The sequence below is a fragment of the Streptomyces sp. NPDC053048 genome, assembly GCF_044547045.1.
Classification (GTDB): Bacteria; Actinomycetota; Actinomycetes; order Streptomycetales; family Streptomycetaceae; genus Streptomyces.
On the sequence record NZ_JBITZS010000007.1, the window covers coordinates 131734 to 152636 of the forward strand.

The 20903-nt window shown below is 71.6% G+C and carries 18 protein-coding genes, 1 tRNA gene and 1 pseudogene; 16 read left to right on the top strand and 4 right to left on the bottom strand.

Annotated features, from left to right (window positions below; genetic code table 11):
- Positions 1-78: 78 nt before the first annotated feature.
- The 16 genes and pseudogenes from ACIG36_RS19865 (at position 79) to ACIG36_RS19940 (ending at position 13908) form a co-directional block, all read left to right on the top strand.
- Positions 79-252, top strand: coding sequence for a hypothetical protein (locus ACIG36_RS19865; RefSeq protein WP_399930124.1), 174 nt, complete (start codon positions 79-81; stop codon positions 250-252).
- Positions 252-902, top strand: a complete 651-nt coding sequence (locus tag ACIG36_RS19870) for a GGDEF domain-containing protein (protein ID WP_399929232.1) — start codon at positions 252-254, stop codon at positions 900-902. Before ACIG36_RS19865 ends, ACIG36_RS19870 begins: the two co-directional genes overlap by 1 nt.
- Before the next feature lie 11 nt (positions 903-913).
- On the top strand, positions 914-1924 hold the full coding sequence (locus tag ACIG36_RS19875; protein WP_399929234.1) for a DUF2637 domain-containing protein: 1011 nt from the start codon (positions 914-916) through the stop codon (positions 1922-1924).
- A 45-nt stretch (positions 1925-1969) separates the two neighbouring features.
- Complete coding sequence (locus ACIG36_RS19880; RefSeq protein WP_399929237.1) at positions 1970-2281, top strand: hypothetical protein; 312 nt, start codon at positions 1970-1972, stop codon at positions 2279-2281.
- Positions 2282-3141: 860 nt separating this feature from the next.
- On the top strand, positions 3142-3987 hold the full coding sequence (locus ACIG36_RS19885; RefSeq protein ID WP_399929239.1) for a hypothetical protein: 846 nt from the start codon (positions 3142-3144) through the stop codon (positions 3985-3987).
- Between the two features lie 32 nt (positions 3988-4019).
- Positions 4020-4460: pseudogene (locus ACIG36_RS19890) on the top strand (XF1762 family protein); the annotation flags it as partial.
- Positions 4461-4756: 296 nt separating this feature from the next.
- Positions 4757-6868 carry a hypothetical protein gene (locus ACIG36_RS19895; protein WP_399929242.1) on the top strand — a complete coding sequence of 704 codons (2112 nt, stop codon included), beginning with the start codon at positions 4757-4759 and terminating at the stop codon, positions 6866-6868.
- 207 nt (positions 6869-7075) lie between these two features.
- Positions 7076-7270 (top strand): hypothetical protein, encoded by a 195-nt coding sequence (locus tag ACIG36_RS19900; RefSeq protein WP_399929244.1) that lies wholly within the window; start codon positions 7076-7078, stop codon positions 7268-7270.
- 13 nt (positions 7271-7283) lie between these two features.
- Positions 7284-7538 carry a hypothetical protein gene (locus ACIG36_RS19905; protein ID WP_399929247.1) on the top strand — a complete coding sequence of 85 codons (255 nt, stop codon included), beginning with the start codon at positions 7284-7286 and terminating at the stop codon, positions 7536-7538.
- Between the two features lie 19 nt (positions 7539-7557).
- Positions 7558-7857, top strand: a complete 300-nt coding sequence (locus ACIG36_RS19910) for a hypothetical protein (protein ID WP_399929250.1) — start codon at positions 7558-7560, stop codon at positions 7855-7857.
- A gap of 17 nt (positions 7858-7874) precedes the next feature.
- Positions 7875-8375: a hypothetical protein gene (locus ACIG36_RS19915; RefSeq protein ID WP_399929253.1), complete on the top strand. Its 501-nt coding sequence runs from the start codon at positions 7875-7877 to the stop codon at positions 8373-8375.
- A gap of 91 nt (positions 8376-8466) precedes the next feature.
- A complete protein-coding gene (locus ACIG36_RS19920; protein WP_399929256.1) occupies positions 8467-9297 on the top strand; it encodes a phosphoadenosine phosphosulfate reductase in 831 nt (276 codons plus the stop codon).
- An 84-nt stretch (positions 9298-9381) separates the two neighbouring features.
- Entirely contained in the window at positions 9382-10269 is an 888-nt protein-coding gene (locus tag ACIG36_RS19925; RefSeq protein ID WP_399929258.1) for a bifunctional DNA primase/polymerase, read from the top strand.
- Between the two features lie 2 nt (positions 10270-10271).
- Positions 10272-11747, top strand: coding sequence for an ATP-binding protein (locus ACIG36_RS19930; RefSeq protein WP_399930074.1), 1476 nt, complete (start codon positions 10272-10274; stop codon positions 11745-11747).
- 527 nt (positions 11748-12274) lie between these two features.
- Positions 12275-12475, top strand: coding sequence for a helix-turn-helix domain-containing protein (locus tag ACIG36_RS19935; RefSeq protein WP_399929260.1), 201 nt, complete (start codon positions 12275-12277; stop codon positions 12473-12475).
- Positions 12476-12543: 68 nt separating this feature from the next.
- Positions 12544-13908, top strand: a complete 1365-nt coding sequence (locus ACIG36_RS19940; protein ID WP_399930077.1) for a tyrosine-type recombinase/integrase — start codon at positions 12544-12546, stop codon at positions 13906-13908.
- 45 nt (positions 13909-13953) lie between these two features.
- Here ACIG36_RS19940 and ACIG36_RS19945 read toward each other — a convergent pair.
- The 4 genes from ACIG36_RS19945 to tmk all read right to left on the bottom strand — a co-directional run bounded on the left by ACIG36_RS19945 (position 13954) and on the right by tmk (position 20868).
- Positions 13954-14027: transfer RNA gene (locus tag ACIG36_RS19945), tRNA-Thr, on the bottom strand.
- Between the two features lie 99 nt (positions 14028-14126).
- Positions 14127-15728 carry an alpha/beta hydrolase gene (locus tag ACIG36_RS19950; protein ID WP_399929263.1) on the bottom strand — a complete coding sequence of 534 codons (1602 nt, stop codon included), beginning with the start codon at positions 15726-15728 and terminating at the stop codon, positions 14127-14129.
- A 197-nt stretch (positions 15729-15925) separates the two neighbouring features.
- Positions 15926-17140 carry a DNA polymerase III subunit delta' gene (locus ACIG36_RS19955; protein WP_399929266.1) on the bottom strand — a complete coding sequence of 405 codons (1215 nt, stop codon included), beginning with the start codon at positions 17138-17140 and terminating at the stop codon, positions 15926-15928.
- Positions 17141-17313: 173 nt separating this feature from the next.
- On the bottom strand, positions 17314-20868 hold the full coding sequence (gene tmk / locus ACIG36_RS19960; RefSeq protein ID WP_399929268.1) for a dTMP kinase: 3555 nt from the start codon (positions 20866-20868) through the stop codon (positions 17314-17316).
- Positions 20869-20903 lie beyond the last annotated feature (35 nt).

Genomic DNA, 20903 nt, shown 5'->3' on the forward strand with positions numbered 1-20903 from the left:
CGGGGTGGCGGCACTCCCCTGCAAGGACCCCCCGCCGCCTCGGGCTCCCCATCCCGACTTCCGAAAGAGCTGTCAGCCATGACGACTTTCATCGAACTGGCCTTAGGCACCCCGCTCGAACTGTGGCTCGGCGAGCCAGGGGAGGGCGAGGAGGAGCGCGCCGCCCGGCTGGACGCGGCTCGCGACATCCTCGCGGAGAACCCCGATCTCGCCGACGGGATCCGCCCACTGCGTGAGGCGGTGGCGGCGTGATGAACACCCTGCTGGCCGCATCTGCTGCGGCCGGGCCGCTGGCTGCCGGGTGGTCCGTCCACACCCTGCTGCTGCGTCGGCGTATCGACCGTGCCCGCCGCGACCCTCTGACCGGCCTGCCGGGGCGCGGCATGTTCGAGGCCGCCGCCCGGCGCGCTGTGCGCAAGCCCGGGGGCGCCGTGGTCCTGGTGGACCTTGACCGCTTCAAGGCGCTCAACGACACCCACGGGCATGCGGCCGGTGACGCTGTCCTGGCTGCGGCTGCCGAGCGGTTGTCGGCGTTTGCCTCGATGCTGGATGGGTGTGCTGGCCGGTTCGGTGGCGACGAGTTCGCCGCCGTTGTGTTCCCCCAGCGCCCCGAGGCACTGTCCTTCAACCTTGCCGGCCTCCATGAGTGTCTGTGTGAGCCGGTGCCCTTCCGCGAGACGCAGCTTCGGGTCGGCGCCTCCATCGGCGCGTTCATCGCCGATGCTCTTCCCGGTCCGGATCTGTCACGCGCGCTGCGGTTGGCGGATGAGGCCATGTACGACGCCAAGAAGTTCGGCGGCGGATGGCGTATCACCAGGAGTCCGATCCCGTCGATGACAACCACCAATGGCCGCCGTACCGGTCGTCCGGGCACCCGCGGTGTGCCGGGGTGGTCACGGTGAACGCGCCGGGGATGAACACCGTTCAGATTCGTTCAGCCGAGCGCGCGTTGTCGATCGGCACGTGGCTGATCGTGGGTGGGGCCATGCTCTATTCGGTCCTGACCGTGACCCCGCTGATGGCAGCTCACACCCCGGGCACATGGGCCTGGACATCCCCGATTCTGCCGCTGGTCGTGGACGCCGCAGTCGTGATCGTGGTCCGGCTGGACTCAGTCCTGGCCCGGCTGGGAGGGCACGGCGGGAAGTGGCCGATCGCCCTGCGCTGGATGACCGGCGCCATGACCCTCGCCCTCAACGTGGGCGACTCCGCGCTCAACGGCGACCTCGTAGGTGTCGCTGTCCATTCGGTCTCGCCCCTGTTGCTCATCGTCACCGCGGAGACCGGCCTTGCCTACCGGCGAGCTATCACCGCTGCTGTGACGGCTCTGAGGGCCCAGGAACGGGCTGAGCAAGAGGCACGACAGAAGACGGCGGTGCAGCGGGAGGAAGCGGCCGCACAGCGCGCACGGGAGGAGCGGGAACACCAGGCTCAACTTGCCCGTGAACAGCGCGAGCATGAGGCCCGCCTGATCCGTGAGCAGGCTGAACGGGAGGAGCGGGCGCGACGCGAAGAACACGAGCGCTCCGCGGCCCGTGAGCGCGAGGAGCGTCAAGAGCGCGAGCACCGTGAGCGTGAGCGTGAACAGCAGCAGCGTGAGCATGAGCAGCGTGAACGTGAGGCTGCCCAGCGTCTGGAACAAGAGCGCCGGGAGCGGGCCGAACGTGAGCGCCGTGAACAGCAGAGGCAGATCGAGCGGGCCGAGCGTGAACGGGCCGCTCGCCTGGCCGCCGGCCCGGCCGCCGAAAAGCTGCCCGAGGACGACGCCCGCGCGACCGTACAGGCCGCCTTCGAGGCCGGCCTGGCCGTACGCGCGGCAGCAGAGCTGACCGGCTGGTCCGTCGGCTGGGTCTCCCAGCGCTACCAGGAACTGCGGGAAGCGCCCTCCTCAACGGCGGCCACCGCCTCCGCTATCGCAGCCTGACCTCCCACTCCTCGACCTCAATGAACTCAGAGCGAAGGAACTGGCATGACCCATGAGAAGAAGGCTCTCGCCCGCTTATCCCTGGCCATCGCCATGGCCGTTGGCGCCGCCGTCGCCGCTGTCAACGCCGCCCAGTTGGCCACCTACGGCGTGCCGAAGCTGTTGATCGCGAGCTGCGCGCTGAGCGTGTTCGCCTGCATCGCCGCTGTCGGGGATGCCGTGGCCGCCGCCGTGACCTCGACGACCCACCGCTGCATGGTGCAGGGCTGCACATTCAAGATCCGCGTCCGTGGCGTCGACCCGGGCGAAAACCGGCGCTGGCAGGAAGTCGCCGCGTCGCACCCCGTTCACATCTGACCGCAGCGCCGTGCTGTGGCGCCCCCAGCCCGCTTGTCTAGGGCCCGGCCGGGGGCGCCCTCTCCCCATGGAAGGGAGCACTACTCATCATGTCGGAATCCACGGCCGAGACCGTGACGGAAGTCCAGATCCCGCCCCCGCCTCCATATCCGCCGGCCCCTGCGGTCGTCGCGCCAGCGCCGTTGCCGGGCGTGCCATTGGCCGTGGCCGGGGCGAACGCTCTCGGCGCCGTGGCTGTTGGCGCGATGACGGTTGGCGGCCCGGTCGGGCTCGCCGCGACGGGAGCTGCTGCGGGGGCGGTGGCGCTGGGCACCTGGGCCGGTAACCGGCGGCGCAGCAACCGCCCCGGCCGCCGCCGTCATACAACCACTGCTGAACGCGGCGGGACGGTACGCGCGGCAGGCCGCCGCTCGGCGCATCAGTCGGCAGGCTTTGGGGCTGTACCGGCTGCCGCTCGAGGTACACGTGGGGCCGGGCGTGGGGTCCGCTCGAGGGCGGGCAGTCTGCGTGCTGCTGCCCGGTCGGCGGCCCGGCGCGGTTCTGCTTCAGGCCGGATGAGCGCCGGCCGGGGCGCCTCGACGGAAGGTGCGGCTGGCCGCAGGCAGGCCGGGCCACGCGTGGGAAACGCCTCGGGGGCCAGTACGGGCCCGCGGCAGCCTGCATCCGGGCGCGGGACTGTCTCTCGTTCCGGCCGTGCGGCCGGGCCGGGCACGTCGTCCCGCTCGCGAGGTGGGCGTGCTGCTGCCCTGACAGCAGCTGGTCGACGCGCTGCTGCTGATCGGCTTGCTGCTGGCCGCGCCCGTTGGCAGGCCGGGGCCCCTGCCCGTGCGGCCCGTGCGGCTGAGCGCAGTAACCGGCGGATGGCCAAGGGCATAGCCAAGGCCTACAAGAAGGCCGGAATCCCCGTCCCCGACTCCACCCCCACACCCGCCAAAGGCAAGCGGCGGGAGCGGAAGGCGCCGATACGCGGTGCCGTGCAGGCGAAGGCACAGCGCCGGGCGTTGCGCCGTTCGGCCGCACGGCATGGAGCGCGGATGCTGGGCAGTGCGCTGCTGGCTGGTGCCGTCTGGGGGCTGTCGGGCTTGTGGAACATCAAACGGCCCGGTGTGGCCTCACGACACAGGAGCGCGATCTGGCGCCGCCTGGCCGCTCGTGCGCGGCGAGCACGCGAGAAGCGTGACGCCCGCATCCGCGGGATCCCGCAGGACGGCCAGGCGCCGGTGCCTGCCGAGATCGTCAACGACCCCGCACGCCCCAAGCCGCAGGAACTGGCACCCGTGTTGCCTGGCCGGCCGGTCCGGCCGCAGCCGCTGGGCGGGAACCCCCGTGAAGGAGCACCCATGTCCGAGACCACTGCTACCGGGTTTGCGCGGCTGTCGGATGCGGCCGACGTGATGCTGCAGGCCGCGTCCACCTTCGACCCCGAGCACATGACTGAGTTCCAGACCCTCATCGACGATCTGCCGGTCGCGATGGAGACCGTGCAGGAGACGCTGCGGGTCCTGACGGAACTGTCCGACGAGAAACTGCCGGTCCACCCGCACGTGGTGGAAGAGATCGGTGAGGGCTACCGCGCCATGAACCGTGTCGTGCAGGCCCTTGAGGAAGTCGGCGCCGTCTACCGCCGAGTGCACGCCGACGACATCGAGCGCAACGAGAACCCGCGCAAGGGCATCGACGGCGAACGCCGCTGGAACGTCGGCTAAGTGTGCCGTCTCATGAGATTGGTGCCACGCAGATGACCATCACTGTCGTACCGATGGTGTTCCGGGACGCATGCGCCTACGTCGACCGCGTTCACCGCCATCACGCCGCCCCACGGGGGCACAAGTTCTCCCTTGGCGCCATAAACGCAGACGGGCGCCTCGTCGGCGTCGCCATTATCGGGCGCCCCGTCGCCCGCGCGTATGACGACGGCCTCACGGTCGAGGTCACCCGACTAGCCACCGATGGCACCCCAAACGCCTGCTCTGCCCTCTACGGCGCCGCCTGGCGTACCGCCAAGGCCGCCGGGCACCGACGGGCCATCACGTACACCCAAGACGGCGAGAGCGGCGCCAGCCTGCGGGCAGTCGGGTGGCGTCGGGCAGCTGACCGCCCTGCACGAGCTGGTTGGGACGCACCCAGTCGCCCTCGACGCAGTCTCGGAAGCGAGCAGGTTGCCCGCACGCTGTGGGAAGTCACCGCGAAGGGTGCGCCACCGCTGGCGCCTCAGCAAGACGAAACCCGTGACGAAACCCGCCGGGCACAGCGCCGCTGTGCCGTTCGCACATGCAGGCGACAGGTTGCCGCGACAGCGACCGGACGCCCGGCTCGCTACTGCTCCCATGCCTGCCGCCAACGCGCCTACCGCGAGCGCCTCACCGCGACACCAACGTCCTGAGACACCACAGCTAACCCCCTCGTATTCACGCATCACAGCCTTCCGGTCCCCGCCCGCGGCGGGGGCCGGTCGCGTCTTCAGATGAGGAGACCATGAGCAGCAGCAAAAGCAGCCGTGCGCCGCTGGTGGACTGGCGCGCCGGGCACGGCATCCTGACCGGCACCCTGAACGGAACCGCCGGCACCCTGGTCACCACCGCACTCGCCTCCACCGCCGCCATGCCCGCCGGATGGGCACTAGCCGCAAGCGTCGCCGGGGCCGCTGGCACGCTCGCTACGGGATGGCGCAAGCGCATCACCCGCGCCACGCTGGGCTTCCGCTCCTCGTGCTGGCTGGTGGCTGGCGCGTGGTCGTCCTGGGCACTGGCCGGTGACGGCCCCTTGACCCTGCCCGCGCTCGGTTCACTGGCCGTAGCCGGTATCGCCGCGGGCACCATGGCCGTGGGGTTCGCCGCGCGCGAGGAGACCGAGCAAGTCCGCCGCTCCACGCTGTTGATGATCGGCACCCGCCGCGCGCTGGCCGCCGAGTGGATCGACCGCATCGCGCGCGTGTGCAGGGTGGACGACAGTGAGATCGTCGGGATCGAGCACTGGCCGTCCGGCCGCGGCTACACCGTCGAGGTCAAGCTCCCCGAAGGCGGCACCACCCGCAAATCGATCGCCGACCGCACCGACGCGCTCGCCTCCGACCTCGACCTGCCCACCGGCTGCGGACTGAGCGTCCACGACGGCATGTCCCGGCGCCTGGTCCTGATCAAGGTCACCACCAAATCCGCCGCCGGCAGCGAACTGCCCTACCCGGTCGGGGAAGCAGCCGAGATGACGACCGTGAACAACCCCGTCCCGGCGGCCCTGTTGTCGGACGGGGGACGCTCGGAACTGGACCTTCGGCAGGCCTCGACCATCGTGGCCGGGCCGACCGGCTCGGGCAAAACCAACTGGCTCCACACGCTGATCGCCCGCCTGGGCCAGACCAATGACACGCTCGTGTGGGTCATCGACCTCAACGGCGGCTCCATCGGCCTGCCCTGGCTCCACGCCTGGCGCGAAGCCCAGCACCACACCGAAGGCTCACGCTGGGCTGGAGCCGACATCCCGGTACCGGGCGTGGACTGGGTGGCCAGCACCCCCGCGGAAGCGACCCGCATGCTCAAAGTCGCGGTCCGGATCGCCAAGGCGCGCAAGGTCGCCTACCAGGCCCACATGCGCGCTGAGGACGACGACAAGCTGCCCGTCAGCCCTCAGATTCCCGAGATCGTCATCGTGGTCGACGAGGGTGCGGAAGTAGCCGCCACCCGCGAAGCCAAGGCCGTCATGGCAGGCATCTCGGAGGTCATCCGCATCGCACGGGCCATGGCCATTCGTGCTGTGGTGTCGGTGCTGCGCGTCACACAGGACGTCCTGCCAGACCCGATGGTGCGCAAGATGGCCTCCAACCGCGTCTGCACCGGAGCGACCGAGGATTCGGAGCTGGGCCACCTCTTCGGCTGGCGCGCCCTGTCAGCTGAGAACAGCTTCGAAGGCCCCGGATCGCTGCTGGTGGGCACGGAAGGCAAACAGCCCGACAAGGCCCGGCAGTGGCGCATCACCCCCAGCCTCATCGAAGAGATCTGCGCCGCCACCGCCCGCCGCCGCCCCGCCCTGGACACTCCCTCGCTCACCGCGGCCGGCACGGACTACGAGGAACGGTGGACGCTGGAACGCTGCGGCCACCTGTGGGCCCCCGAACCCGTGGCCGCCGCCACCATGGCTGACGGCCGGGCGACGGTCGGGCGCGAGTGGAAGGCGACTGCGGACTGGGACGCCCCGCGCCCCGCCCGAGACGTACCCACGCCGGAGACGGATGAGCTGGAGGAGATGTTCCGCCTGCCCGCCGCCGACCCACGCAGCACCACTTCGGTGGCGGATGACGGGACTGATTGGTCAGACCCCTCCACATGGACCACCGGACGCAAGCCGCGCGAGCCCGAGCAGCCCGACGCACGCCAGGCCGCACTCATGCTCATCGTCGCCGCCGGCCCCGAAGGCACCGGCGCATCGGCCATCGCCCGAGAACTGGCCGACGACTTCGGCACCACCCGACCCACCGTCCAAGGCTGGCTTAAAGACTGGCTGGAAGCCGGGGAAGTCGTCCGCATCGGCACCGGCACCAAGACCCGCTACGTCCACCGTCAGCACGCCCCCGACACCCCCGGCAACGACTGACCCGATCACTTGTCTGTCGCTTGTCACCCCTGCCCGAGAGGAAGGGGCTGCGCAACGTACGACGCCCAGAACCCCCTGTGACCTGGGGATTACAAGCGACAAGACAAGACAAGCGACAAGCCGCACAACAAGCAGACGACAAGCCCGAGCCCTGCCCGAACCACATCACCGGGCGGGGCTCAGCACACCCCAAGGAACGGAGTGCCCGTGACCCTGAGCGTGTCCGCAGCCGTCCTCCTCGGCATCGCCGCAATCGTCATCCTCCGCGCCCGCCACGTCAGCTACGGCAACGCCATCGTGCTGTTCCTCTTCGGCTTCTTCATCGCCGGCACCGGCGCCTACAGCCCCATCTACCGCCTGTGCACGGCTATCGCCAACGCCGCCACGCATCTCGCCTCCTGACAGGAGAACCGCCATGCAGCACCTTCCCGCTGACCACTACGCCCGCGGTGGCCCCCACATCATCACCCCCGCGGCCTCCCGTCCGACCCAGACCTACATGCGACCGCTCGCGTTCGCCCTGGCGATCACCTTCGCCCTCATGGGCCTGACCGCCGCAGCACTCGCCCTGTTCGAGTTCGCGATCCGCACCGCCGCCGTCATCGGCTCGCTCTCCGGCCCCGTCGGCATGGGCCTGACCATCCGGCTTCTCCACGCCAAGGCCAAGTAGCCCGACCGAGAGGAACGGCATGAACCGCCGCGCTCTGCCCCGGCTGCGCATCCAGCGCGCCATATGGCCCCGCCCAGCACTGATCCTGACCGACACGCCCCGTCCCGACTGCCCCACCTGCGACGGAAACGGCGGCATCGAGCACCCCTACGGCCACCCCGAGACCGGCGAGTACGACGGCTGTGACTGGCAGCCCTGCAGCTGCTGGAACCAAAACCGCCGCTGGGTCCTGCTGCCACTGCCGCGCTTGCCCCGCCGCCCCTCGCACCCCAGCGACCCGTGGGCGACCAACGCCCACAGTGACGAACCGCCGTTCTAACCCGAAAGGAGACGTCCATGTTCGAGATCCGCATCATCTGCGACGACACCGACACCGACCAGATCACCAAGACCCTGTCGGGCGCCTTCGCCACCGGCTCCGTACGCCAGCACCCCACGCGCGACGGCAAGCGCATGCGCCTGTACGTCACGGCCGACCACCATGAGCACCCCGCCGACGACCCATACGCCAAGGCCCCGTCGCTGCTGCGCGAGATGGCGGACGTCATGGACCTGGCCCTGCAGCTCGGCCAGGACGAGGAACCCTTCCCGCCGCTCGAGCGCGAGCACCGGCTCCGCAAGGCCGCCATGCTCGACCGCATCGCGCTGCAGGAAGCCGCCACCTACCCGCCGGACGTCGCCGCCAACGCTGCCGAAGCAGCAGAAGTTGCGGCCATCACCCTCGCTCTGACCGACGGCGACAAACACGCCAATGACCTGCGCGTCTGCGCTTGGACCAGCTACCGCGACTACGTCCGCCAGGAGTACGCCACCTGGCTCCGCGAGAACCGGCACTAGATACGCCCGAGGGCGGCGGCACTCCCCTGCAAGGACCCCGCCGCCCCCGGCTCACCCATCCCGTCCAAAGGACAGAAGGAGAACCACCAGCATGACCCAACATGCCGAGAAACGCGAAGAGCTGAGGACATTCAGTTTCGGGGGCGGTTGGCAGTCCACCGCTGCTCTAGTTCTCGCAGCTCGTGGGGACGTCGATTTCCGAACATTCCTGATGGCCAACGTCGGCGATGACTCCGAGCACCCCGGAACGCTTCAGTACTTGCGTGAACACGCCATCCCGTTCGCTCAGGCACACGGAATCGAGCTGACCGTTCTCGATCGCGTCATGAAGCGCACCGGTGAGACCCGAACGCTCTACCAGGATCTCACCCGCCAGGGTTCACGGTCGCTGAAGATCCCCGTACGCATGTCGAACGGGGCCCCAGGCACACGCTCGTGCACAGCCCAATTCAAAATCAAGGTCATCGGCGACGAGCTCAAGAGTCGCGGCGCGACACCCAGCACACCAGCGACCGTTGGCATAGGGATCAGCCTCGACGAGATCGGCCGGGCGAACAAGCGACGCTGCGAGCCTCACGAGCGCATCGAATACCCACTCTTGGAGCGCGGCATCCGCCGCGTGGACTGCGCCCGCATCATCCGCAGCGCAGGTCTACCGGTGCCACCGAAGTCCTCCTGCTGGTTCTGCCCGTTCCACCGCCCCGAGACATGGCACGAGATGCGCCGCAGCGAACCGGAGCTCTTCGAGAAGGCATGTCACCTCGAAGAACTTCTCAACCGCCGACGCGACGCACTCGGCAAAGACCACGTGTTCTTAACCCGCTTCGGCAAGCCGCTGCGCAAGGCCATCCCCGACGGTGTCGACACCTTGCCCTTCGACGAGTTCGACACCGGCTGTGATTCGGGCTGGTGCATGACCTGACATGCGCCCGGGGCGGCCGCCCTCTCACCAAAGACCGCGGCCGTCCCAGCGCTCCAGCCCACTCAGAACAGGAGGGCTCTCAGCATGCCCGAACCCACCCCCAACCGGGTAGCGCCCGGCTACCGCTCACCTCTACCAGATGCATTCCGCACCGCTCTGGAACTGGCCACAGCCGGCGTACCCGTGCTCCCGCTACGAGAAGGCAAAGTTCCGTTCGGTAACTGTCACACCTGCGCAGGCCAGGCTTGCGGCGGGCGCCCCCACATGCAGACCACAGGTCCCTGTCAGTGCCCGGCCGTCTGCCACGGCTGGGCGGCCGCCACAACCGACACCAGCCTGATCACCTCGCGCGCGTGGGCACCAGCATGGCGCCAAGCCGCCGCCGTCGCCTACCACCCCGGCGGGGCCGGGCTAACGGTGGTCGACCTGGACGACGCGGCAGCCATCGCATGGGCCCGTGAGGCCCTGCCCGCCACCCGCACGGTACCGACGACGCGGGGCGAGCACTGGATCTACCGGGGCGCCATGCAGTCATCCAACGCGGTCCGGCCGGGCGTCGACATCAAATCGCTCATGTCCTACGCGCGGTGGCTCGGCCCCGGAACCGGCACCATGACCGATCTGCCCGACGCCGTGCGCACGCTGGCCGTGAAGAAGCCCCTCACGGTCCGGCCTGTACAGCCTGCCGTCACCGTTCCCGCTCCCGCCGGCGGCGGGGAGTGCCGTCACCGCACGCCTGCCTATCTGGAGCGGGGCATCGCCATGGCCGAACAGCGCATCACCGAGGCCCGCAGCGCGATCCACACCACCGTCTACCGCACGTTCCTCGCCGTACTGTCCGCTCATGGGCGGTGCGGCTGCCTGACCGACACCCACATCATGCGGCTGTTCACCGCCGCGCAGGCCAAGGGCGAGTCCCTTCGGCACTGCACCGACGCGTGGACCAACGCCCGCACCAGGCTGGGACTGTGACCATGGCCGACGACGACAAGACACCGGCCCGCGAGATCATCACCGAGTACGCGCAAGCGCACTTCCGGTACTTCCGCACCGCCGACGGGACCGTGTACGCGCAGAAGAACGACCACCCCGTGGCCCGCCCGATCCGCTCGCAGGGCACGACCGGCAGCCACCGCCAGGAACTCATGGTCGGCCTCTTCCGCGACGGGTACGGCGTGTTCAACGGCACCGCCCTCAAGGAGGCGTTGGACTTGATCGAGGCGCTCGCGCTGACCGAGGACGTACAGCCCGTCCACATCCGCGTCGCCCCCGGCTTCGACGGCGCCACGTGGCTCGACCTGGGCCGCAACGACGGGCAGTCCGTCCGCATCCACCCCACCGGCTGGGACATCGCCATCCCCGACCCCCGCGAGGTGTGCTGGCGACGCACCCAGCTCACCGGCGAACTTCCCTTGCCGGCCAAGGACACCGGCGGCAAGGGCATCGACCTGCTGCTGAGGCTGTGCAACTTCGCCACCGCGCAGACCGAATGCCTGGCCATCGCCTGGCTGATCGGCTGCCTGGGGCCGTCGGTGCCCGTCCCCGCTCCTTTCCTCACCGGTCCCCAGGGCGCGGGCAAGTCAACCGGCGGTCGGATGCTCGTGCGGATCGTCGAGGGCATGAGCGGGGACCTTCGCCGGGCCCCGAAGGATGAGGAGAACCTGATCGCGGCGGTGGCGGCCGGATGGGTCACTGCCCTGGACAACCTCTCCCACATGACCCCGGACCTGTCGGATGCGATGTGCTGCATCGTCACCGGCGCCGAGAACGTCAAGCGCGCCCTGTACACCGACGGCGACGTGGTCCGGGCCCGCTACCGCCGCCCGATGCTGCTGACCGGCATCGATGTGGGCGTCATCCGGCCCGACCTCGCCGAACGCCTCCTGCCCCTGCGTCTGGAGCGCCCGCGCGTGCGACGCACGGAGGCGGAGCTGTGGGCGGAGTACGCGGAGGTTCTGCCGGTCGTTCTCGGGTCCTTGCTCGATCTGACGGTCAAGGTCCGTGCGGCTGAGGCGGAAACCCCTACCGACCTGCGGATGGCGGACTTCGCGCATCTGTGCGCGCAGCTCGACGCGGCGACCGGCTGGGGCACGCTCACCGCCTACCGGGCCAGCCTGGATGATCTCAATGACGACGTGATCGAGGGTGACCTGCTCGCGCAGACGGTCCTCAGGCACGCCGACAGCATCGAGGCGGGCGCAGAGCAGCGGATGACCTCTACCGAGTGGCTGCACTGCCTCAGCCGCCTCTACAACGGCGACGACCTGCGTCCGCTGCCCAAAGGGTGGCCGACCACAGGCAAGGTCCTCTCCGACCGGCTCAAGCGCCTCCAACCGACGCTGGCCGCTCGGGGCGTCCTGATCGACTGGGGTCGCACCAGCGAGGGCCGATACATCGAGATGACCCGACGCCCGATCCTGCAGCCACATGAGCAAGGGCCAATGCTCTGACCGGTGCACCGAGGTCGCGGGGACAAGCAAGAAGAGCACGCCCCCGCCTCGCCACGGGTGCTCTTCTTGTTGTTCGGCGGAACGCCGCTCGATGGTCGCGCCGCGAAGCGGCTCCTTCTTCACGCTTGAAGCGGCACCGCACCACAACAGACACCACCCCCTCTTTTGTCCTAAGAGGAGAGACTCTGCGTCATCCGCGTCATGCACGCGCAGAGACGGCCCCTGACCTGCGGCTAGAGGGATGACGCAGACGGCGGCGTCTGCGTCATCCTGCGTCATCTGCGTCATCGGATGACGCAGCCCATGACACGCCAGTGACGCACCCCCAAACCACTGCGTCACGCAAATCCTCAGGTCAGAAGCCCCAATGACGCTCATGACGCAATGACGCAGAAATCCGCACCTCGGACAGAACAGCCCGGCGCCCCGACCACCATCCCGAAGCCCGTAGGTCAGCTCTGAGCCGCGATGAGTCGCGCCCCAGAGCATTGCGGGCCCACCACACGAACCGTAGGGAGGCACCACCGATGACCGCCCCGGTCGCCCCCGTCGTCCCGCTCCTCTACACACCCGAAGAAGCCGCGCAGGCCCTGCGATTCGGCCGCTCCACGGTCTACGAGCTCATGGCCGACGGAACCCTGCCTTACGTCAAGCGCGGGGCTTCTCGCCGCATCCGCGTGTCCGACCTCCAGAACTACGTGAAGAACCTCGAGCCGCAGGCCAACTAGCAACAGGCGGGGCCGGAGCACCGCTCCGGCCCCGTCGAGGGAGCGCAGTGAAGTCCCGGAAGCCGAATATGGAGTCCTCCATCTACCTGGGCGCGGACGGCTGGTGGCACGGTCGCGTCACGATGGGCGTGAAGAACGACGGAAGCCCCGACCGCCGTCACCGCACCGGCAAGACCGAACCCGAAGTGCGGCGCAAGGTACGGGCGCTGGAGAAGCAGCGCGATGAAGGGCGCGCGCCCGTGGCCGGCCGTAAGCCGACCGTGGAAGGGTGGATGACGACGTACCTCACCACGATCGCGAGCCTGAAGCTCAAGCCCCGGTCGCTGGACGACTACTGGTCCAAGACCCGCAACGACATCATCCCCGGCGTCGGGCAGCACCGCCTCGACAAGCTCGCCCCGGAGCATCTGGAGACGATGTATGCCGCCATGCTTGCCGAAGGACACGCGCCGTCCCATGTGCTCAAGGTGCACCGGATCCTGTCGAGAGCCCTGAAGATCGCACACCGGCGCCGCCTGGTGGTCGAGAACGTCGCCACACTCGTCGACCCGCCGTCGGCTGAGGAGACCGAAGCGAACCCGTTCGAGCGGGAAGAGGCCAAGGCGTTCCTGGAAGCCGCGGCCAAGCGCCCCAACTTCATGCGCTGGGCCATGGGCATCGGAATGGGCCTACGGCCCGGCGAAACGCTCGGCGCACGCTGGCCCTACGTCGACCTGGACAACGGCCTACTTCACCCTTCGTGGCAGCTCCAGCGCCTCACCTGGCGCCACGGCTGCAAGGACCCCCAGGCCTGCGGCAGCCGCCTCCACCGGTTCGAGCCGTGCCCGCCCGACTGCACGACCCACAAGGGGTACAAGAGAGGCTGCCCGAAGCCGTGCCCGAAGGGCTGCACCCGGCACGCCAGCGCGTGCCCGGAGCGGAAGGACGGTGGCCTCACCTTCACCCGGCCCAAGACCAAGAAGAGCCAGCAGCCCGTGCCGATCCCCCCGCCGTTCATCCCCTACCTGCGTGAGCACAAGACGTGGCAGGAGGAGCAGCGGGCCGCCGCCGGGGACGAGTGGCAGGAACACAACGTGTTGTTCGCCCGGCCGGATGGCCGGCCGATCGATCCCCGGGAGGACTGGGAGGAATTCAAGGAGATCCTTGCCGAAGCGGGGATCAGTGACCGGCGCCTGTACGACGGGAGTCGGCACACCGCCGGCACGATCCTGAACGAGCTGGGCATCGACATGCCCACGATCATGGAGATCCTTCGGCACACCCAGATCAGTCAGACCCGCCGCTACGTGAAGGGGCGGAACCTTCTGGCCAAGGACGCGATGCAGCGCATGGGGAATGCCTTCCTGCTGCAGGTCTCCCCCGGCACTGAGACCAGAACTGAGACCACGGACAGCAGAGCAGCGCGCGCCAGGCGCCGCCGTCGCATCCGCTGAACAAGAAAGCCCAGGTCACGGGCTGAGTGACCTGGGCTTCGCCTGAGCCGCCTTCGGGATTCGAACCCGAGACCTACGCATTACGAGTGCGTTGCTCTGGCCAACTGAGCTAAGGCGGCAAGCTGCGGTTCGCCAAGGTTGGCTTCAGCAGCGCGCCTAAGTCTACACAGTCTCCGGGGGTGCTCCGTACACGGTGGTCCGGGCGGGGACCTCGCAGGTCAGGAGCACTTCCGGGAGGCGGGCGGCGGGGTGGCGGTCAGGAGGTAGTCGTTGATGGCGGAGTCCACGCAGGAGCTGCCGCGGTTGTAGGCGGTGTGGCCGTCGCCGTCGTAGGTCAGCAGACGGCCGGAGGAGAGCTGGGACGCCAGGGCGCGGGCCCACGGGTAGGGGGTGGCGGGGTCCCGGGTGGTGCCCACGACGAGGATGGGGGCGGCGCCCGTGGCCGGGATGCGGTGCGGGGCGCCGGTGGCCGGGACCGGCCAGTATGCGCAGGTCAGAGCCGCCCAGGCGAAGCTGGTACCCAGGGCGGGCGACGCCTTCTCGAACTCCGGCAGGGCGCGCCGGACGCCGGCCGGGCCGCGGAAGGCGGGCGGCAGGTCCAGGCAGTTCACGGCCGAGTTGGCGGGCATCAGGTTGCTGTAGGAACCGCGCGCGTCACGCTCGTAGTAGGCGTCGGAGAGCCGCAGCAGGAGGGCGCCGTCACCGTGCTGCGCGTCATGCAGCGCCTTGCGCAGGACGGGCCAGGACGCCTCGTCGTACATGGCCGAGATCACACCCGTGGTGGCGAGGCTCTCGGTCAGCCGGCGGGACGTGCCGGTGGGAAGCGGCCGATGGTCGAGCTGTTCGAAGAGCGTCTTGAGCCGGGCGGCCGCGATGTCGGTGCGGCCTCCGGCGGCCAATGGGCAGTCCTCGCGCCGGGCGCAGTCCTGGGAGAAGGAGGCGAAGGCGGTCTGGAAGCCCGCGTTCTGGTCGCGGTTGACCTGCTCCTGGCCGAGCGAGGGGTCCAGCGCGCCGTCCAGGACGAGCCTGCCCACGCGCGCGGGGAAGAGCCCGGCGTAGGTGGCGCCGAGGAACGTGCCGTACGAGGCGCCGACGTAGTGCAGCTTGTCGTCACCCAGGGCCGCCCGGAAGATGTCCATGTCACGGGCCGCCTCGACGGTGGAGACATGGCGCAGGAGCTTGCCGGAGCGGGTCGCGCAGGCGGCCGCGAACTTCTTGTACGCGGCGACCAGTTCGCGGACCTCCGAGGCGTCGTCGGGCGTCTGGTCGACCTGCGCGTAGTCGTCCATCTCGGCGTCGGACAGGCAGGCGATCGGCTCGCTGGCGGCCACGCCGCGCGGGTCCATGGCCACCATGTCGTACCGGGCACGGACGCGGGCGGGGTAGCCGGCGGCCGCGTACCCCCGCAGGAAGCCGATCGCCGAGCCGCCGGGACCGCCGGGGTTGACCATCAGCGAGCCCAGCCGCTTGCCGGCGCCGGTGGCCTTCTTGCGCGAGACGGCGAGCTTGACGTCGCCGCCCCCCGGCGCCGCGTAGTCCACCGGCGCGAGCAGCGTGGCGCACTCGAACCCGGCGGCCGACTTGCCCGGACAGGCACGCCAGGCCGGCTTCTGCGCGTAGTACGGGCGCAGGGCGGCGGGAATCGCGGCGGGCAGCGGTTCCAGGGGCGGGGCCGGGGCGTCCTCCACCACCGCGCGCGCTCTGGCCGGGGCCGCCGCGGTCACATTCGGCGAGGCGCTCCCCGAGACGGCGGCCGAGATCAGCAGGGCCGCGGCGGCGACGAGCGTGCCGGACGTACGGAGCAGGCGGCTGGAGTACATCGGCTGGTCCCTCGGGGTGGGAGACAGGTGGCATGACGCGCACTTCCACGCATACGCGCGCTTACGGAGCGTATCCGGACGGATACCCGCCTTGGCCAGCCTTACGGGCCACTACTCCTCGTAAGAGTGAGGAATCACCCAACCGGGGTGTGCCCTGTCCGGCCCGTACTACTCACGCCCCCGCCCCGTAATTCCGCTCACCCGGCCCGGAGGGCCACCGCCATCGCCTCGACGGCCAGCAGGGGCGCCACATTGCGGTCGAGGGCCTGCCGGCAGGCGGCGATCGCCTCGATGCGGCGCAGCGTGGCCTCCGGCCGGGAGCCGGCCGCGATCCGCTCCAGGGCGTCGCGGGTGTCGGTGTTGGCCAGTTCGACGCGCGAGCCCAGCTGTATCGCCAGGACGTCGCGGTAGAAGCCGGTCAGGTCGGTCAGCGCCAGGTCGAGGCTGTCGCGCTGGGTGCGGGTCGCGCGGCGCTTCTGCCGGTCCTGGAGCTCCTTCATGGCACCCGCCGTGCCGCGCGGGAGCCGACCGCCGGTGCCGGCCGCGGCGCCGAGCGCCGCGCGCAGTTCCTCGGTCTCCTTGGTGTCGATCTCCTCGGCGACCTGCTTGGCGTCCTCGGTGGCGGCGTCGATCAGCTCCTGGGCCGCCTTGAGGGCGCCGCCCATGTCCGCGACCCGCAGCGGCATCCGGAGCACCGCCGCCCGGCGGGCGCGGGCCCGCTCGTCCGTGGCGAGCCGGCGGGCCCGGCCGATGTGCCCCTGCGTGGCACGGGCGGACTGCGCGGCCAGCTCCGGCTCGATGCCGTCCCGGCGCACGAGCAGGTCGGCGACCGCTGCGGCGGGCGGCGTCCGCAGGGTCAGCGACCGGCAGCGCGAGCGGATTGTCGGCAGCACGTCCTCCAGGGACGGCGCGCACAGCAGCCACACCGTGCGCGGAGCAGGCTCCTCCACCGCCTTCAGCAGGACGTTGCCGGCGCCTTCGGTCAGCCGGTCCGCGTCCTCCAGGACGATCACCTGCCAGCGCCCGCCGGCGGGCGACAGCTGGGCGCGCCGCACCAGGTCGCGGGTCTCCTTGACACCGATGGACAGCACGTCGGTCCGGACGATCTCGACGTCCGCGTGCGTGCCCACGAGGGTGGTGTGGCAGCCGTCGCAGAACCCGCACCCGGGGGCGCCGCCGCGCGCCCGGTCCGGGCTGACGCACTGCAGCGCGGCGGCGAAGGCACGGGCGGCGGTGGCCCGCCCGGAACCGGGCGGCCCGGTGAACAGCCACGCGTGCGTCATCTTGGACGCCGCACCGGGGCCCGCGTCCCCCGCGGCCTCCGCCGTGACCAGCGCGTCCCCGTCCCGCGCGGCAGCGGCGAGCTGCTCGATCACCCGGTCCTGCCCGACCAGGTCGTCCCACACCGCCATGGCTGTTCCTCCGCGCTTCCGTCCTGCGGCTACCCATTGTGGGTCACACCACTGACAGCGCGGGCCGCGTTTGCGGCGGGGCCGGCCCGCCGGCCGGTCCCGGACGGACTGCGGGAGGGGGCGGGGGCCGAAGGCCGGCCTCAGCCCCGTCCCACGCCGCCCAACCGACGCTCCTACCCGCGCCCGCGGCCCCCGCGGCCCCCGCGGTCCCCGTGCTCACGACGGCCCAGGAGGTCGTCGGCGAGGGTGGGGGCGTCGTCGTCCGCCCACTCGGGCCTGCGGCGGGCCTTGCGCACCGGCCGGTCCGCCCGCTCGTCGTCCTCCACGGGCGGCAGCTCGCGCGTGCGCTCGGCCTCGGCGCCCGCCTCGGGCCCGGCGTCCGGTGCCTGCGGCGCGGCGTCGTCGTCCTCCGGGCGGAAGAGCCACGTGGGAACCCGGTCGGCGGGGTTCTCCGGCCGGGCGGCTGGCTTCGGCAGCACCGCGGTCTCCTCCGACTCCGAGCCGTCGGCCGAGGCCGACGGCGGCTCGACGCCCCAGGTGACGCGCTGCTGCGGCGGCGCGGCCGTGGGAACCGGCGGCAGCACGGCCGTCTCGTCCCCGTCGGCGGGCACGGGCGGCAGCACCGCGGTGTCGTCCCCGTCGGCCGGTACGGGCGGGAGCACGGCCGTCTCGTCCTCGGCCCCGGCGGGCGCGGACGTACGGGGAGCCGGCGTCTCGACGGTCGGGGCGTCCCCGGCCTGCGCGTCCGCCGCCGGCTTGCGCAGCGACGCGGTCCCGACGACCGGCGCCCGCACCGCACCCCGCGCGCTCCGCGCACTCTGCGCACTCTGCGTACTCCGCGCCTCCTGCGACGCCCGCGGCGCGGGCGCGCCCGCGGCCGAATCGGCCGCAGCCGCACCGGACGGCTTCGCCGTCCAGGACCCCGCCACGACCCGCGGGTCGGCGGCACGCTGAGCGGGCGCCCCGGCCGCGCGCGCGGTCCCCTCAACACCCTCAGGGCCCGCCTCGGAACCCGCACCCGGCGCCGGCGTCTCCACCGTGGGAGCGTCCCCGGGGGCCTCGGCGGCCCGCGCATCGGGCTTGCGCAGCGACGGCCGCTCAACAGTCGGCGCCTCGTCGGCGGGGCCGGCATCCGCGGCGGCGGCCTCGGCCGCCACCCGTGCCCGCTCCGCCTTCAGCAGGGCCTCCTCGGCCTTGCGCTGCTTCTCCAGGCGCCGCTCCTCGGCCTCGGCGCGCAGCCGGGCCTCCTCGGCCGCCTGCTTGCGCAGGCGCTCCTGCTCGGCGGCACGGGCGGCCTCCTCGGCCTCACGGCGCCTGCGCTCCTCCTCCGCCTGCCGGCGGGCCTCCTCGGCCCGCCGACGTGCCTCCTCGGCCAGGCGCGCCTCCTCGCGGAGCCGGGCCTCCTCGGCCTCGCGCCGCTTGCGCTCCTCCTCCTCGGCCCGCAGCCGGGCCAGCTGCTCCTGGCGCTCGCGCTCCAGGCGCGCCTCCTCGGCCTTGCGCGCCGCCTCTTCCTCGGCCTTGCGCCGCGCCTCCTCCTCGGCCGCCTTGCGCGCCGCCTCACGGGCGGCGATCTCGGCGGCGGACAGCGGCAGCATCCGGTCGAGCCGGTGGCGTACGACCGTGCTGACGGCGTCCGGCTCCTGGCCGGCGTCCACCACCAGGTAGCGCGCCGGGTCGGCGGCGGCCAGGGTCAGGAAGCCGGCGCGCACCCGCTGGTGGAACTCGGCGGGCTCCGACTCCAGCCGGTCCGGCGCCTCGGTGAAGCGCTCGCGCGCGGTCTCCGGCGAGACGTCGAGCAGCACCGTCAGGTGCGGCACGAGCCCGTCCGTCGCCCAGCGCGAGATCCGGGCGATCTCGGTCGGCGACAGGTCGCGCCCGGCGCCCTGGTAGGCGACGGAGGAGTCGATGTAGCGGTCGGTGATGACGACGGCACCGCGCTCCAGGGCGGGCCGTACGACGGAGTCGACGTGCTCGGCGCGGTCGGCGGCGTACAGCAGCGCCTCCGCCCGGTCCGAGAGCCCGGCGGACGCCACGTCCAGCAGGATCGCGCGCAGCCGCTTGCCGATGGCCGTGGCGCCCGGCTCGCGGGTGACGACGACCTCGTGGCCCTTGGCGCGGATCCACTCAGCGGCGGCCTGCACCTGCGTGGACTTGCCGGCGCCGTCGCCGCCCTCGAAGGCGATGAAGAACCCGGACGGGAACGTGCCCTCCGCCGGGTCGCCGCCGCGCAGCGAGTCCAGCAGGTCCTTGTGGAAGGGCACCCCGTGCCGGTCGTCCGTCCGGCCCAGCACGAGCGCGCCGACGGGCAGCAGCAGCGCGCCGACGAGCATCAGCGTGAAGGCGGCCCCGCCGTGCGCGAAGACGAAGTTGCCGCTCTCGACCCGGTGCGGGCCGACGAGCGCGGCGAAGACGGGCGCCACGACGGCGGCGAACGCGATGGTGACGCGGACGACGGCGTGCAGGTGCTCGGTGGTGCGGGCCCGGCGGGCCTCCTCGGTCTCCTGGTCGAGCAGGGCGTGGCCGGTGTTGGCGACGACGCCCGCGCCGACGCCCGCCAGCAGCACGAGCAGCAGGACGGTCGTCGGGTCGGGCACCAGGCCGGCGGCCAGCAGCGCCAGGCCCGTCAGGGCCAGCGAGAGCGCCAGCAGGCGGCGCCGGGAGAAGCCGGGGAGCACCTTGCGGGCCCCGCGGATGCCCAGGACCGGTCCGCCGCTGAGCGCGAGGACCAGCAGCCCGAAGGCGACCGGACCGCCGCCGAGCTCACCCGCCTGCAGCACCGCGACGCCGACGGCCGCGGCGACCGCGCCCGCGATGGCCGCGCAGGCCAGGACGAGGACGGGGATCGCGCCGGTGCGGCCCGTGTCGGGCGTGCCCTGGCCCGTCCTGGGGCGACGCATCCCCTCGAGCGGGGAGCGCACGCGCGGCGCCTTGGCACCCTCGGGGAGGCCCGGCAGGCGCAGGAAGTACAGGATCGCGCCGGAGGCCGCGAAGAGCCCGGCCGCCAGGTACGCGCCGAGGGCGGGCTGGTGCGCGTGGAACCAGTCGACGCCGGAGCCGCCCAGCAGGTTGCCGAAGAGCGTGATGAGCACGAGGGACGCCGCCGCGATGGGCAGGGCGACGAAGGTGGTGCGCAGCGACAGGCGCCGCAGGGCCTCGTAGTGGTCCGGCAGCGGGCGCACGGCGTCGCCCTCGGGCGGCGCGTTGGGCAGCAGGCCGGGGATCGCGCCGTCCTTGGCGACGGTCCACACGCGCTCGGCGACGCCCACGACGAAGGCGGTGACCAGCAGCCAGGCGAGCGCCTTGTCCTCGGCCAGGTCGATCCACGTCGGCGCCAGGCCGAGCAGCACCAGCCGCAGCCCGTCCGCGCCGATCATGGTCCAGCGGCGGTCCAGGGGCCCGGCGGGCGCGAAGAGCGTCGAGAGCGGTCCCAGCAGGACCGCCCCGAAGAGCAGGGTCGCGAACAGTCGCACGCCGATGACCGCGGCCACGGCGAGCGCCGCGCCCCGGTAGCCGCCGCCGAACGATCCCGCCACCAGGGCCGCCTGCAGCGACAGCAGCAGGAGGACGAGGAGGGCGAGGGCGTCGGCGACACCCCCGCTGAACTGGGCGCTCCACACTCGCCTGAGCGGACGGAAGCGCAGCAGGGCCCGTACGGCACGCTCGCGGGAGTCCGCCGCCAGTGCTCCGGATGTGGGGCTTTCCCCCGTTGGCTGCTCGGCTCGCGTCATCCTGCCAGCCTATCCGGAGTGCCCGAATGCCGAAC